Origin of the sequence: Streptomyces albicerus (genome assembly GCF_008905045.1) — a bacterium.
Taxonomy (GTDB): domain Bacteria; phylum Actinomycetota; class Actinomycetes; order Streptomycetales; family Streptomycetaceae; genus Streptomyces; species Streptomyces albicerus.
Genome location: NZ_VWMY01000001.1, coordinates 80,984 through 95,307 on the forward strand (window position 1 = coordinate 80,984; position 14,324 = coordinate 95,307).

Genomic DNA, 14,324 nt, shown 5'->3' on the forward strand with positions numbered 1-14,324 from the left:
GGGTCGCCGGTCCTGGCCGCCCTCGATCAGCGGGCGACGCTCTCGACGGGCCGCTGGGCCGAGGCGGATGCCTCGCGCTCCCCCGCCGTCGGGGAGAGTGCGACGAACGCCGATGTCAGGAAGAGATAGGACCCGAGGCCGACGGCGAGGGGGAAGATGAACTGCATCGCCGTGGCCCCGGGCAGGGCCTCGCCGGAGGGAGAGACCCGCACGCTGACCGCGATCATGCCGGTGTAGTGCATGCTGCTCACCGCCCCGCCCATGACCAGGGAGGCGACGGCGACCGCGATCGGCGACTTGATGTTCAGCGCCGCCCACAGGGCCGCGGTCGCCGCGACCACGGCGATCAGGACGGAGATCCCGACGAGCACCGGGTCGTAGTTCACGTCGCCGTGCAGCCGCAGCGCGGCCATGCCCAGGTAGTGCATGCTCGCCACACCGAGCCCGGTGGTGAGCCCGCCGAGGACGAGCGCACGACCGCGGTCGCGGCCGTAGCCCACGGCGAAGACACCCGCGCCGACGACGACCATGGCGACGAGCAGACTGAGCATGGTCAGTGGCACGTTGTAGCGGATGTCGGTGCCGCTGACGCTGAAGCCGAGCATCGCCACGAAGTGCATCGTCCAGATGCCCGTGCCGATCGCGGAGGCCGCGGTGAGCAGCCAGTTGCGGCGCGACCGCCCCGAGGCTCCGAGTGCGCGGACCGTGCAGCGCAGCCCGAGGGCGGCGCCTATGCAGGCCATCACGTACGACAACAAGGGGGTCAGCCAGCCGAAGGTGGCGTGGTCCAGGTGTCCCATGGCTCCGGGACGCTAGTCCGGGCCGGGGCGCACACAGGGGGCGCGTTTCGAAAGCTGCTGGAATATGACGCAGCGGTGCACTGGAACGATCGCGTCACGCTCGAACGTGTGCACCGTCTCGTGTTTCGCGTCGGTGTTCGATCACGTCGTTCGCCCGTCGGTGCGAGATCATGCGATGCATGAGCGACGACCACACGCATGTCCAGGAGTTCTTCACGGCTCGTGCGGCCGACTGGGACGCCCGGTTCCCCGACGACGGCCCGGTGTACGCGGCGGCCGTCGCCGAACTCGGGTTGCGGAAGGGCGACCGGGTGCTCGACGCGGGCTGCGGTACGGGACGGGCCCTGCCGGCCCTCAGAGATGCCGTGGGACCGTCCGGAGTGGTCCTCGGCGCGGACCTGACCCCGGCGATGCTGGAGGCCGCGGTACGGGCGGGCCGGGACCGGACGGGACAGTTGCTGCTCGCCGACGTGGCGGGGCTGCCCCTGCGTACAGAGTCGCTCGACGCCGTCTTCGCGGCCGGCCTTATCGCCCATCTCCCGAATCCGGCGGAGAATCTCAGGGAGTTGGCGCGGGTCGTGCGACCCGGCGGGACGCTGGCGCTCTTCCACCCGATCGGCCGGGCCGCCCTCGCGGCGCGGCAGGGCAGGCAGGTCACACCGGACGATCTGCGCGCGGAGGCCAATCTGCGTCCGCTCCTGTCCGGATCCGGCTGGCGCATGACGTCGTACGTGGACGAGGAGGCCCGCTTCCTCGCGCTGGCCGAGCGTCGGCCTTGAGAACACGCCTCACGCCGTTCCGGCGACCTCCGCGGCGAAGGCGTCCGGGTTGTCGAACATGATGTTGTGCCCGGCGCCCGGCACGGTCACCACTCGCACTCCGGAGCCCTCCAGGGCTGCCCTGCCCGGGAGCTCACCGCTGAGGGCGCCCTGCAGGTAGACGCGGTCGATCGCCAGACCTTCGAGCATGCGCCGCATCGTGGGACTCGATCCGCGGACGAGTCCGGTCGCGGTCCGGTGGAGGGCGCGCGGATCGGCGAGCCGCATGGTCGCCGCCCACACGGGGCCGATGTTTTCCAGCACACGCGCGTGGCCGTCGTCGACGTAGGCGCCTTCTCCGTAGGAGGCGATTCCGCTACTGGCGGCGGTGGCCGGAGGGTGCGGATCGAGGTTGGCCTCTGTGAGGACAAGTCGTGAGACGAGGTCAGGCCGCCGATGGGCGAGCACGATGGCGACGGCGCCACCCATGCTGTGCGCGATCAGCTCCGCCTGGGTGACGCGAGCCTCGTCGAGTGCCTCAGCCAGCGCGTGGGCGTGGTCCTCCAGCGTGTAGCCGAAGTGCTCGGGCCGGTCGCTGATTCCGTGCCCCGGGAGGTCGACGAACAGAGAGCGCCGACCCGCCAGTTCGGGCCGCGCGGCAATGTGTGCGTGGTAAACGGCCGATGCGGACCCCAGACCGTGCACGTACACCCGCGCGGGGTCGTCGCCTGCCGCCTCCGTCCAGCGGATGCAGCTTCCCTTGCCGTCGAACTCGGCCTGCTTCATCGCACTCCCCGTCTTCTCGCCGCACGTCCTCCACAGGAGGATACATCGGTGCCGATGTATTACTGATGCGATGTACAGCGAGATTGCGACAGAATGCGGGCATGCTGGAGCTCGCCATCCTCGGTTTCCTGTACGACGCCCCGTTGCACGGCTATGAGCTGCGCAAGCGCATCACGGCGCTGACGGGGCACGTGCGACCCGTCGCCGAGAGCACCCTGTATCCGGCGATCAAGAGACTGGAGAAGGCCGGCCTGCTGGCCCGAGCGACGAAACCCGGCGCCGTGGCCGCCCCGCGTCACGTTCTGACGCTCACCGAGGACGGCAGACGCGAGCTGCGCCGCAGGCTCGCGGAACCCTCGCGGCGCGACATCACCGACGAGAACCGCTGGTTCACGGCCCTCGCCTTCCTCCGGCACCTCGACGACGCCACGGCCCAGGCCGCCGTTCTGCGGCGGCGGCTCGCCTTCCTCGAGGAACCCGCGAGCTTCTTCTACGACGGCGATCGACCGCTGCGGGCCGAGGAGTTGGACGACCCCTTCCGGCGCGGGATTCTCACCATCGCGCGCGCCACGAGCCGGGCCGAACTAGCATGGCTGCGGTCCATGATCGACTCACTCGACGTGGACGGGCGGTGACGCTTCACGGCACCGTCCCTCTTCTGATGCCGAAGCTTCAACTCTACGTTGAGTAGCAGCAGGTGAGCGATCAGCGATGGACCGCACAGGGGGAAGGTGGCCCGCATGTCCGGCATATTGGCCAGACTCTGGAAGTTCTTTTCACGCCCGCGACCGGCGGAGTCCCGGGGGCAGCTCCCTCCGGCCAAGCGCCATCCGGAAAAGCGCACGCACAACCTGTTCGAGGCCGCCGCGGCCTATGTGTCGGCGTGCGCCGAGGACGACCAGGACGGGATCGACGAGGCCGCGACCTGGGTGTCGCCGGAGGCACTGTCGTTCGGGGTCAACGAGTTGGCGTGCCGCGCCGTGATCGCGCTCGCCCGGGAGCGCGACGAGTCGCCCACAGCGGTGGCGCGGACACTCCTCGGCCTGCCTGTCGCCTGACACCGGCGACGGCTGCATCGTGCGCGGCAGAAGGCCGCATCGTGCGAGATCACGGACCCGAGCGACGGCAGAAGCGGAACCGGGCAGTGACACTTGGTCGTTTCGCCCCTGTCCAGGGGGATAACCGCAGCTCCGTACGTGTTCGGAACCCGTGACAACCGCGGCGGAAGCACATTAGTGTGCGCCGACGGACGTAGCGATGGGGAGGCTGGGATGGCCGGGACGGACGATGAGGCCGTCACCGCCGGGGACGACGACGCACTCTATGTGCTGACGGCGGTGCTCTTGACACCCGCGCAGTTCCCCAGCGTGCTGGGCGACGACTACCCGGAGGCGTGCGCGGCGCTCGGTCTCGCGCCGCTCGCCGACGGGTACGGCCTGGTGCTCGGCCAGGACGAGGACGGGGCACGGTGGACGGTGGTCATAGACGACGTCTCGCTGGTCGCCGTCGCGATCGCATCCTGGGACTGCGGTATGGAGTACGACCTGTCGCCGGACGAGCGCACGATGGTCGCGGCGCTGCCCGGGTGGCCGCTCGCCCTGGCCGTCGCGGCGCCCGGGGTGCCCGCCCCGCACGATCCCGCGCCCGAGATCACGGAACAGGCACCGCTGGCCCCGCCCGACACATCCGGCTGGGGTCCGGCTCAGCGACGCCTCGGCGCCGACGAGATCGCTCTCCAGTGGGCGGCATGGCGTGAGCAGATCGACGACGAGGAGTTCGCCGGTCCGGACGCCACGGAGTCCGCCGAGGACGCCGCACGGAACGACGAGTCCGACAAGAGCGGGGAGGGCGCTGAGGGCGGGAGCGAGCCACTCAGCGGCGTCCAGCGCGTGCTCGCGGAGGCCCGCTCGTATGTGGACACGCCGCCGCCCCTCGGCCGGGTGCGGTCGTCCTTCGCGCCGGGTGACGCGCGGATGCTGCGGGCCGACGGACCGGGCTGGTCGATGGTGGCCAGGACCGACGACATCGCCTTCGTGCTGCTCGACGAGAAACCCGGGGAGATCCTTCCGGTCGGCCGCGGGCCCGAACTGCCCGGCCTGCTGGACGCGCTGGACAATATGGCCGTACGCCCGAGCTGAGCCCGGTGGGACGGCCCGCGGATCGGATCGGGCTCGAGAGGTCGACGCCGCGGCCGGATGCGGCTGCAGCGGTACTACGCGGTCGCGGACGGCACCCCCGTCGGTCGCCCGTACGACGCGTATCCGGAGTGGCTGTGGCCGGTCCCGCCGTGCCACCGGTCGGCGTTCGACGCTCTCATCGCGTGGGTGGAACGGGGCACACAGCCGCCCGCGGGCCGTGCTCTCGGCAGGCCCGCGAGCGGCAACGTGGTCAACTCCTGTGCCCTGGAAGGGAACTGACCGGATTGGTGCCGCCTTAGCGGCCGATCTCCTTGCGCGTGACGCGGCGCAGCCTGCGCCGCTGTGAGGGGTCCAGCGTCAGATACGCTGCCGCCGGAACTCCCAGGACGATCAGCAGGGCGGCCCACCAGGGCAGCCAGATGAGCAGGATGATTCCGGCCGCCACACCTCCTGCGGCGATCTTCGCGTTCTTCGACATGTGCGTAGCCTCCTTCGCGGCCACAGCCGCTCTCTGTCATGAGAACGGGCCCGTGCTCCCGGCGGTTCCAGGCCGCGACCCTGATACGACCCTGAGGCGCGACCCCTACTCGACCCTGAGCGGCTCACCAACCTCGTACATGTGCCGCAGGGCCTGACGATAGGAGTCCACGAGTCCCGTCTCCGCGTAAGGGATACCCAACTCTCGGCAGTGGGCGCGCACCAGGGGCCGGACCAGCTTCAGATGGGGGCGGGGCATGCTCGGGAACAGGTGGTGCTCGATCTGGTAGTTGAGGCCGCCGAGGAACCAGTCGGTCAGGGCACTGCCGCGGATGTTGCGCGAGGTGAGCACCTGGCGACGCAGATGGCCCCATCCTTCGCCGTCGGGGTCGGGCATCTCCATGCCCTTGTGGTTCGGCGCGAAGGCCATCCCCAGGTGCAGGCCGAAGAGAGCCTGGTGGAGCGCGGCGAAGGCAAGGGCCGTGCCGAGAGATATGGAAGTGAGCAGCAGAGTCACGTACGCGGCGACGTGCGCCACCAGCAGGAAGGCCTCGACCGCGCGTTCACGGGGAGGCTGCCGACGCAGGTCCTGGAAGCCGTGGATCTTCAGCGCGATGCCTTCCAGGAGGGTGAGCGGGAAGAAGAGCCAGGCCTGGTTGCGGGTGAGCCAGCGCCGGAAGCCGGTACGGTCCACGGCTTGCTCGCCGGTGAAGACGAGGACGTCGGCTTTGACGTCGGGATCCTTGTCGATGTGATTGGGGTTGGCGTGGTGGCGGTTGTGCTTGTCGTTCCACCACCCGTAGCTCATCCCGAGCAGCAGATTGCCGTGGATGAGTCCGATCACGCGGCTCACCCGCCGGTTGCCGGTGATCTGGGAGTGCCCCGCGTCGTGGCCTATGAAGGCCGTGCGGGCGGACAGCACGGCGAGCAGCGGGGCCAGGAGCAGCACCCACCAGGAGTGACCGATCAGGGCGACGCCCGTCACGACGCCGGCCAGGGCCAAAGTGTTTACGGCGATGGTGAGCGCGTACCAGCCCTGTCGGCGGTCGAGGAGACCCTGACCCTTGACGGTGCGCAGGAGTGGTGTGAACTCGCTTCCGGCCGAGACCCCGGCTGGGGGATCCGCGACGGCTGCGGCAGTCTGGGGCATGGCGGGACTCCGGTCTCTGGAGGAACAGGCTGACCTCAAGAAACGTACGGATCAGTGACCTTGGGCGACCATGACGCCACCACCCGTGTTCAGGCGGGGGACAACCTCGGCTGCCGGGTGGACCTGGCAACACCCCCAGGGCAAGGTGACCCGCATCACGGCTCTGTCATGGCCGTCGGGAGCCGGAATGCTGTACCCTCGGCGGCCCTGACCCCCGGTAGTCAAATTTGAGGAACGCGTCATCTCTGTGCAGAGGATTCCTGCGGCAACTCCCGACGAGATCTCCGAACTGGCTCGATGCTGCGCCGTGTTCGTGCCTGCCGACCCGGCTCGTACAGGCAGCGTCGCCTTCTGGCTGCCCGACGCTGAAGGCCCTCCTGCCGTCGGCTCCGGCTCTGCCGAGGAGCTGACGGTCGCCCTGCCCGGCGCGGACGGCGTCGAGCTGGTGAGCGTGGCGGCCGTCGTGCTTCCCGTGCGGGCGGCTCTGCCGGTCCTCACGCGTGCGCGTGCCGTCGCGCAGGCGCACCGGGCGACCGCCTTTTGGGGTGCGGCGGCCGTGCTCGCGCTCCAACTCGCCGCGCGGGGGCTGCTGCTGCCCGGGCTGAGCGCCGGTGACCACGACGCGTGGCGTGCCGGTCCCCTGGGGGCGGAGGACCTGGGGCGGATCCGCGAACTGGCCGCGGCGATGCCGCCGCACGCGCACGCGGTACCGGTCGACGAGGCCGAGCCGCTCCGGCTGCCCGATCCCGAGCGGCTGCTGCGTGCCTTCCTCGACGCGGTGGCCGACACGCTGCCCCGCTCCCCCGCCGCGGCGCTCGCGACGGGCGGCCCCGCCTTCGCCGCTCCGGAGCCGCAGCACGTTCCCGAGCAGCGTGCGTGGGCCGCTGATGTCGCCGCGGGCCATGACGCGGGCGTACGGATCTCGCTGCGGATCGAGGTGCCGGGCCTCGCGTCGGCCGTGTCGGACGAGGCCCGGCTGCCGTTCCGTGCGGTGCTGCAACTGCACAGCGTCAGCGACCCGGCCCTGCTGGCGGACGCCGCCGAGGTGTGGGGCGGGTCGAGACCGGCCTTCGCTCCGCGCGCGCGGATGGACGCCCTGCTCGCCTTGCGTCGCGCCGCGCGGGCCTGGGCCCCGCTCACTCCGCTGCTGTCGGCGACCGTGCCGGACTCGATCGAACTCGCCGACGAGGAGGTCACCGAGCTCCTGGGCGAGGGCGCGCGATCGCTGATGGCCGCAGGCGTGGAGGTGCACTGGCCCAAGGAACTGGCGCACAAGCTGACGGCCCGCGCGGTCATCGGGCCGCCGGACGACGAGCAGGGTGCCGGCAGGCTGTCGTCGGACACACCGTCGTTCCTGTCCGCCGACGCGCTGCTGGCCTTCACCTGGTGGTTCGCACTGGGTGACCAGCAGCTGACGCGGCAGGAGCTGGACCGGCTCGCCGAAGCGAACCGCCCCATGGTGCGGCTGCGTGACCAGTGGGTGCTCGTCGACCCGCAGGAGGTGCGCCGCGCCCGTGCCCAGCAGGATCGCAAGGTGACGCCGGTCGACGCGCTGAGCGCCGTTCTGACGGGTTCCACGGAGGTCGACGGCCGCCGGGTCGACGTGCGGCCCACCGGGTGGCTGGCGACGCTGCGGGACCGTCTGTCGGACCCGGAGGCGCAGGAGCCGGTCGGGCAGCCCGCCACGCTCGCCGCGACCCTTCGCGACTACCAGCTGCGCGGGCTCAACTGGCTGGCCCGAATGACGTCGTTGGGGCTGGGCGGATGCCTCGCGGACGACATGGGCCTGGGCAAGACGATCACACTGATCGCGCTGCATCTGCACCGGCAGACCGACGAGTCCGCCGCGGGGCCCACGCTCGTCGTCTGTCCGACCTCCCTGATGGGCAACTGGCAGCGCGAGATCGAGCGGTTCGCCCCGGGCACTCCCGTCCGCCGCTTCCACGGCGCGCGGCGGAGCCTGGAAGGGCTGGCCGACGGCGAGTTCGTGCTCACGACCTACGGCACGATGCGGCTCGACGCTCCACGGCTGGCGGAGGCCTCGTGGGGCATGGTCGTCGCGGACGAGGCACAGCACGTGAAGAACCCGTACTCGGACACGGCCCGGCAGCTGCGGACGATCGGCGCACGCGCGCGCGTGGCCCTCACCGGAACTCCGGTGGAGAACAACCTCTCCGAGCTGTGGGCGATTCTCGACTGGACGACACCGGGTCTGCTGGGCCGGCTCGGCACGTTCCGCACCCAGTACGCCCAGGCCGTCGAGAGCGGGCAGGATCCAGCGGCGGCGGACCGGCTCGCCCAGCTCGTGCGGCCGTTCCTTCTGCGCCGCCGCAAATCCGACCCGGGCATCGCGCCCGAGCTGCCGCCGAAGACCGAGACCGACCGCGCGGTGTCGCTCACCAAGGAGCAGACAGGTCTCTACGAGGCGGTGGTCCGCGAGACCCTCGCGGAGATCTCGGGCGCCGACAGCATGGCGCGGCGCGGACTGATCGTGAAGCTGCTCACCGGGCTGAAGCAGATCTGCAACCACCCGGCGCAGTTCCTCAAGGAGGACAGGCCCGAGATCGCGGGACGTTCCGGAAAGCTGGAGCTGCTGGACGAGTTGCTCGACACCATCCTCTCCGAGGGGGCATGCGTTCTGGTCTTCACGCAGTACGTACGGATGGCGCGGCTCATCGAGCGGCACCTGAGCGCGCGCGGCGTGAACTCGCAGTTCCTGCACGGGGGTACGTCCGTCCCGGAGCGCGAGGCCATGGTGGAGCGCTTCCAGGAGGGCGAAGTGCCTGTCTTCTTGTTGTCGTTGAAGGCCGCGGGCACGGGCCTGAACCTGACACAGGCCGAACATGTCGTGCACTACGACCGCTGGTGGAACCCGGCCGTCGAGGCGCAGGCCACCGACCGGGCGTACCGCATCGGCCAGACCCGGCCGGTGCAGGTGCACCGGTTGATCGCCGAGGGGACGATCGAGGACCGCATCGCGGACATGCTGCTGCGCAAGCGGGAGCTGGCAGACGCGGTGCTCGGTTCCGGGGAGTCGGCTCTCACCGAGCTGTCCGACGCCGAACTGGCCGACCTGGTGGAACTGCGAGGAGGCGCCCGATGAGCGACCCGTACGACAACATCCCGGAGCGCACCTTCGCCGCCCTGCCGCCCGCGAGCGGGCGGGGCTTCGCACAGACCTGGTGGGGGCAGGCCTGGTTGAAGGCGCTGGAGGACGCCGCGCTGGACTCGGAACAGGTGAAGACGGGCCGCAGGCTCGCCCGCGCGGGAGCCGTGGGTGCCGTTACGGTCCGCCCGGGGCGCATCACCGCGGTGGTCCAGGACCGCGACCACACCTCGCACCGCGCCGATGTCCTGCTCCAGGAACTGTCCGAGGACCAGTGGGACCGCTTCCTCGGCATGGCCGTCGAACGGGCCGGGCACATCGCGGCGCTGCTCGACCGCGAGATGCCGCCGCACCTGGTCGAGGACGCGGCGGCCGCCGGTGTCGAACTCCTGCCGGGCCTGGGCGATCTGGAGCCGGAGTGCGACTGCGACGCGTGGGATCACTGCGGTCACACCGCGGCGCTGTGCTACCAGGTGGCACGACTGCTGGATCAGGACCCCTTCGTGCTGCTCCTCATGCGCGGTCGCGGTGAGCGCGAGCTCTTGGACGAGCTGCAGGTGCGCAGCGTCCCGCCGGCCGAGGCGGCTCCCGTTCAGCGGTCGGCGGACACGGGCGTGGAAGCCGCCGAGGCGTACGCGGCCGGGGAGATCCTGCCGCCGCTGCCCGCCGCGCCTCCCGTGCCCGCAGAGCCGGGACTGCCGCCCTCCCTGGACACGGAGACCGAACCCGCGCCCGGCGTCGACCCGGCCGCGCTGGAGTTCCTGGCGACGCAGGCCGCCCGTGAGGCGCACCGGCTGCTCGTCGAAGCGCTGCGGGCGGGGCATGAACAGCGCTCCACAGAAGCCGAATTGACGCTCCCGCAGGATGCCGTGCGGCTGGCCTCGGGTGCTCCCGAGGCGTCAGTGGCCGTCCGGCTCGCGGAGGGGGCGGGCCGGGACCGTGAGGGGCTGGCGCTGGCCGTGCGTGCCTGGGAGTACGGGGGCGTCCCCGCGCTCGACGTCCTGGAGGCCGACGGGCCGATGGAGGCGGAAACGCTTGCACGCGCGCGGGCCGCTCTGGAGTCGGCCTGGGAGGAGGACGAGCGGCCTCCCCTGCGTGCGTCCCGCAATCGCTGGACCGTCGTCGGCGGGCGGACACAGCTGCGTCTGGGGACGGACGGCCGCTGGTGGCCGTATCGCAAGGAGCGGGGACGCTGGGCTCCCGCGGGTCCGGCGTCCCAGGACCCGGCGACGGCGCTCGCCCTGGCGGAAGGGCGGGAATGACACCGAGCAGGAGGGCACGCGCGGCGCAGGCACCGCTCATCGGATGAGTGGTGGACGCCCGGCGTTCATCCACCGGCCGTGCGGCGTTCGAGGCGGGGGCGAAATCTGGCCGCTGTCACCGAACTTGTGCCCCAGGAGGCCTCATGTCCCCGTACGCCGCAGGCCGGCGCCGCGTCCACCGTTCCCTCGCCGCGGGCGTGCCGCTCGCCGTGCTGGCCGCTCTCGCGGTGGCGGGCACCGCGGTCGGCGCGCCCTCTGGGGACGCGCGGGTCACGGGCTCAGCGACGCTGGGCGACATCCCGCTGGGCGGGTTCAGCAACGCGTTGTTGCCCGGCACGGTGGCGGACGACCGGGGTGTGGATCTGGGCGGCATCGGCAGTGACATCTACCCAGCGGGCCGCAGGGGCGAGTTCTGGACGGTCACCGACCGCGGTCCCAACGGCCAGATCAAGGTGGACGGCACGAAGCGCCGCACGTTTCCCGTGCCCGGCTTCGACCCGGCGATCGTGAAGATCCGGGTGTCCGGTGACTCCGTGAAGGTGCTGGACGCTATCCCGATCACCACCTCCTCCGGGAAAGCCGTCACCGGCCTGTCCAACCAGAAGGGCCGCGACGAGGCGCCGTACTCCTACGACGCGACGACACCTCTCGCGTACAACCCGAACGGTCTGGACACCGAGGGCGTCGTGCGGGCCGAGGACGGCGGCTTCTGGCTCGTGGACGAGTACGGGCCCTCGCTGATCCACGTCTCCGCGCGCGGGAAGGTACTCACCCGGTACGTGCCCAAGGGGCTGAACCTGACCGGCGCGGACTACCCGGTGGTCGAGGCGCTGCCCGCCGTCCTGCTGCACCGGAAGGTCAACCGCGGCTTCGAAGGGCTCGCCCAACTCCCGGGCGGGGACCTGGTGATGGCCGTGCAGAGCCCGCTGTCCCTGCCGGACACGGATGCGGGTGAGGCGTCGCTGACGACACGTCTGCTGCGCTTCTCGCCGAAGAAGCGGGCCGTCACCGCCGAGTACGCGTACCGGTTCGACCCGGTGAACGTGGTCGACCCGAGCGAGGACGACCCGTCCGAGCTGAAGATCTCCTCCGTGGTGGCCGTCGGCCGCGACCGGCTGCTCGTCGAGGAACGCACCGACAAGGCCGCCCGCTTGCAGCTCGTGAAGCTGAGCCGCGAAGCGGACATCCTCGGCGACACGTGGGACGACGACACGACGTCCCCGTCCCTGGAGCAACTCGAGGACCCCGCGGCCTCCGGTGTTCCGGTGCTGCGCAAGCGGCTTGTCGTCGACCTCGGCAAGGTGAAGGGAGTGCCGGGGAAGATCGAGGGCGTCGCGCGCGTGGACCACGACACGCTCGCGCTCATCAACGACAACGACTTCGGGATGACGGACGGTCCGGAGGCTTTCGACGCCCAGGGACGCCTGGTGGACAGCGGTGTCGAGACCATCGTGACGTACGTAAGGCTGCCCCGCGGGATCTGAACGACCGGCTCCGCGTGGCGTTTTCACACGCCACGCGCGCGTGGCTCACTTCAGCGGCTTGGTGAGCTTGCGGTTCCCCTCGCCGACGTCCGCGGCCAGACTGCAGGCCACGTTGTCTATGCCGAGCTCGAATCCCGTGGGATCCGGGTACTGCACCAGGGTGCCGCGCACCGTGCCGGCGGGCTGCTTGGCCGCCTTGGTGTCCAGGGGTTTCGCGCAGAGGTCCGATGCCGCCTTCTTGAGGGCGGCATCGGTCGTGTACGTGCCTTCCAGTTCGGCCACCTTCACGACCTCGGCGTCATGCGCCGCGCCGCACGAGCGCTTCGTGGCCTGGCCCGGCCGGCTGTCGTCGATGTTGAAGCAGTCACCCGTTTGCAGCATGTAGTACGGCACTTCATCGCCGGCGGGCGACGGAAGCAGCGACTCCAGGTCGCTCGGCAGGTTCGACGGCACCTCGGTGGGCAACGAGGGCAGTTCGCTGGGCAGCTCCGACGGGATGCTCAGCGAGGGCGACGGCAGACGCCCCGTGGTCGCGCTGCTCTCGGCGGGTGGCTTCTTGCCGGACGAGCCGTCGCCACTGGTGGCCACCAGGACGACCGCGGCGACGGCGCCGACCGCCACGATCACGGCGAGTACGAGGAAGAGCGTGCTGCGCCGCCTTCCGGGTCCGCCCGGTGGTCCGGGAGGCGGCGGTGGCGGCGACTGCCAACCTCCTCCGCCGCCCTGCCACGGCGGACCGTTGCCGCCCGGAGGCGGGCCGTAACCCCCGGAAGGAGGTTCGTAGCCCCCAGGCGGAGGTCCGTAGCCCTCAGGAGGGGGTCCGAAGCCTCCGGGCGGCGGGCCGAATCCGCCGCCGCCCGAAGACTGCGTGTCGTCCGGCGGCCGAGGAGGCTGGGGCGGTAAGGGCGGCGTGGCCATACCGTCAAGAGTCGCCTCGAACCGGTCATGAAGCGACCCCTGCGCGGAACTTGATACGGACTCATGGCATGGATCGCATGATTCCGGAGGATTCCGCGCAGGAGCCTCCAGCCCGCGGCGGAATCAGCCTCGGGCGGCCAGCAGGTGGTCCATGGCCAGCTGGTCCAGACGCTCGAACGCCATCCCGCGCGCGGCGGCCGCTTCGGCGTCGAAGTCCTCGAAGGCCGCGCGGTCCACGAGCAGCGCCTGGAGGCCGTCCGCGGCGGTGGGCTGCGCCAGTTCGTCCAGACGCGAGGCCCGCAGGGCCTCCTGGACCTCGGGGTCGGCCCGGAAGGCGGCGGCGCGCTCACGCAGGATCAGGTAGTTGCGCATGCAGCCCGCGGCGGACGCCCACACGCCGTCGTAGTCCTCGGTCCGCGGCGGCTTGAAGTCGAAGTGCTTCGGGCCCGCGTAACCGGCCGACTCCAGGAGGTCGACCAGCCAGAAGGCGGCCCGCAGGTCGCCCGCTCCGAAGCGCAGGTCCTGGTCGTACTTGATGCCGTTCTGGCCGTTGAGGTCGATGTGGAAGAGCTTGCCCGCCCACAGCGCCTGGGCGATGCCGTGCGGGAAGTTCAGCCCGGCCATCTGCTCGTGGCCCACTTCGGGGTTGACGCCGTACATCTCGGGCCGCTCCAGGCGCTCGATGAACGCCAGGGCGTGACCGACCGTCGGCAGGAGGATGTCGCCTCGGGGCTCGTTCGGCTTCGGCTCGATCGCGAAGCGCAGGTCGTAACCCTGGGAGATCACGTACTCGCCTAGAAGGTCGAAGGCCTCCTTCATGCGGTCCAGTGCGACGCGTACGTCCTTGGCGGCGCCGGACTCGGCGCCCTCACGGCCGCCCCAGGCAACGTAGATCTGCGCGCCCAGCTCCACCGCCAGATCGATGTTGCGGATCGTCTTGCGCAGCGCGTAGCGGCGGACGTCCCGGTCGTTGGCCGTGAAGGCCCCGTCCTTGAACACGGGGTGCGTGAACAGGTTCGTGGTGGCCATCGGCACGGTCATACCGGTCGTGTCGAGAGCCTGCCGGAAGCGCTTGATGTGCGACTCGCGCTCAGTGTCCGAGGACCCGAAGGGGATCAGGTCGTCGTCGTGGAAGGTCACTCCGTAGGCGCCGAGTTCCGCCAGGCGCTGCACCGACTCGACCGGGTCCAGGGCGGCCCGGGTGGCGTCGCCGAACGGGTCCCTCCCCTGCCAGCCGACGGTCCACAGGCCGAAGGTGAACCTGTCCTCGGGGGTGGGCTGGTAGTTCATGCCGCGGCTCCTTGCTTGCTCCGACTATTTCGTCATGGCACTTAACAAATTAGTATGCGAAGGCATCTCTGGGAAGAGACAAGATGTCTCCGAGCAGAGGCACGCGGTGGCATTTGGGCCGTGCCGGCCCGGATACACCCCGAAAACACCAGGTC

The 14,324-nt window shown here is 70.8% G+C and carries 14 protein-coding genes; 8 read left to right on the plus strand and 6 right to left on the minus strand.

What is annotated here, in order from left to right:
* Window positions 1-26 precede the first annotated feature (26 nt).
* Window positions 27-800, minus strand: a complete 774-nt coding sequence (locus GAS53_RS00410; RefSeq protein ID WP_151475334.1) for an MHYT domain-containing protein — start codon at window positions 798-800, stop codon at window positions 27-29.
* Window positions 801-979: 179 nt separating this feature from the next.
* Between GAS53_RS00410 and GAS53_RS00415 the strand changes: the two genes are divergently transcribed.
* On the plus strand, window positions 980-1,579 hold the full coding sequence (locus tag GAS53_RS00415) for a class I SAM-dependent methyltransferase (protein WP_151475335.1): 600 nt from the start codon (window positions 980-982) through the stop codon (window positions 1,577-1,579).
* 9 nt (window positions 1,580-1,588) lie between these two features.
* Here the strand turns inward: GAS53_RS00415 and GAS53_RS00420 are convergent, their stop codons facing one another.
* On the minus strand, window positions 1,589-2,344 hold the full coding sequence (locus tag GAS53_RS00420) for an alpha/beta fold hydrolase (protein WP_151475336.1): 756 nt from the start codon (window positions 2,342-2,344) through the stop codon (window positions 1,589-1,591).
* A gap of 101 nt (window positions 2,345-2,445) precedes the next feature.
* Between GAS53_RS00420 and GAS53_RS00425 the strand changes: the two genes are divergently transcribed.
* From GAS53_RS00425 to GAS53_RS00440, 4 genes are all read left to right on the plus strand, one after another.
* Complete coding sequence (locus tag GAS53_RS00425) at window positions 2,446-2,979, plus strand: PadR family transcriptional regulator (RefSeq protein WP_151475337.1); 534 nt, start codon at window positions 2,446-2,448, stop codon at window positions 2,977-2,979.
* Window positions 2,980-3,084: 105 nt separating this feature from the next.
* Window positions 3,085-3,402 carry a hypothetical protein gene (locus GAS53_RS00430; protein ID WP_151475338.1) on the plus strand — a complete coding sequence of 106 codons (318 nt, stop codon included), beginning with the start codon at window positions 3,085-3,087 and terminating at the stop codon, window positions 3,400-3,402.
* A 213-nt stretch (window positions 3,403-3,615) separates the two neighbouring features.
* Window positions 3,616-4,482: a hypothetical protein gene (locus tag GAS53_RS00435; RefSeq protein ID WP_151475339.1), complete on the plus strand. Its 867-nt coding sequence runs from the start codon at window positions 3,616-3,618 to the stop codon at window positions 4,480-4,482.
* 57 nt (window positions 4,483-4,539) lie between these two features.
* Window positions 4,540-4,761, plus strand: coding sequence for a hypothetical protein (locus GAS53_RS00440; RefSeq protein WP_151475340.1), 222 nt, complete (start codon window positions 4,540-4,542; stop codon window positions 4,759-4,761).
* Window positions 4,762-4,777: 16 nt separating this feature from the next.
* Here GAS53_RS00440 and GAS53_RS00445 read toward each other — a convergent pair whose 3' ends face one another.
* On the minus strand, window positions 4,778-4,960 hold the full coding sequence (locus tag GAS53_RS00445; RefSeq protein WP_151475341.1) for a hypothetical protein: 183 nt from the start codon (window positions 4,958-4,960) through the stop codon (window positions 4,778-4,780).
* Between the two features lie 105 nt (window positions 4,961-5,065).
* A complete protein-coding gene (locus GAS53_RS00450; protein WP_151475342.1) occupies window positions 5,066-6,109 on the minus strand; it encodes a fatty acid desaturase family protein in 1,044 nt (347 codons plus the stop codon).
* Window positions 6,110-6,356: 247 nt separating this feature from the next.
* Between GAS53_RS00450 and GAS53_RS00455 the strand changes: the two genes are divergently transcribed.
* From GAS53_RS00455 to GAS53_RS00465, 3 genes are all read left to right on the plus strand, one after another.
* Window positions 6,357-9,212: a DEAD/DEAH box helicase gene (locus GAS53_RS00455; protein ID WP_151475343.1), complete on the plus strand. Its 2,856-nt coding sequence runs from the start codon at window positions 6,357-6,359 to the stop codon at window positions 9,210-9,212.
* The gene (locus GAS53_RS00460; RefSeq protein ID WP_151475344.1) at window positions 9,209-10,477 is read left to right on the plus strand and encodes an SWIM zinc finger family protein; all 1,269 of its coding nucleotides are present in this window, start codon (window positions 9,209-9,211) and stop codon (window positions 10,475-10,477) included. The genes GAS53_RS00455 and GAS53_RS00460 overlap by 4 nt, the downstream gene beginning before the upstream one ends.
* Window positions 10,478-10,620: 143 nt before the next feature.
* Window positions 10,621-11,961: an esterase-like activity of phytase family protein gene (locus GAS53_RS00465; RefSeq protein ID WP_151475345.1), complete on the plus strand. Its 1,341-nt coding sequence runs from the start codon at window positions 10,621-10,623 to the stop codon at window positions 11,959-11,961.
* A 45-nt stretch (window positions 11,962-12,006) separates the two neighbouring features.
* Here the strand turns inward: GAS53_RS00465 and GAS53_RS54900 are convergent, their stop codons facing one another.
* Window positions 12,007-12,588, minus strand: coding sequence for a hypothetical protein (locus GAS53_RS54900; protein WP_192582882.1), 582 nt, complete (start codon window positions 12,586-12,588; stop codon window positions 12,007-12,009).
* A gap of 414 nt (window positions 12,589-13,002) precedes the next feature.
* The gene (xylA, locus tag GAS53_RS00475) at window positions 13,003-14,169 is read right to left on the minus strand and encodes a xylose isomerase (protein ID WP_151475346.1); all 1,167 of its coding nucleotides are present in this window, start codon (window positions 14,167-14,169) and stop codon (window positions 13,003-13,005) included.
* Window positions 14,170-14,324: the final 155 nt, after the last annotated feature.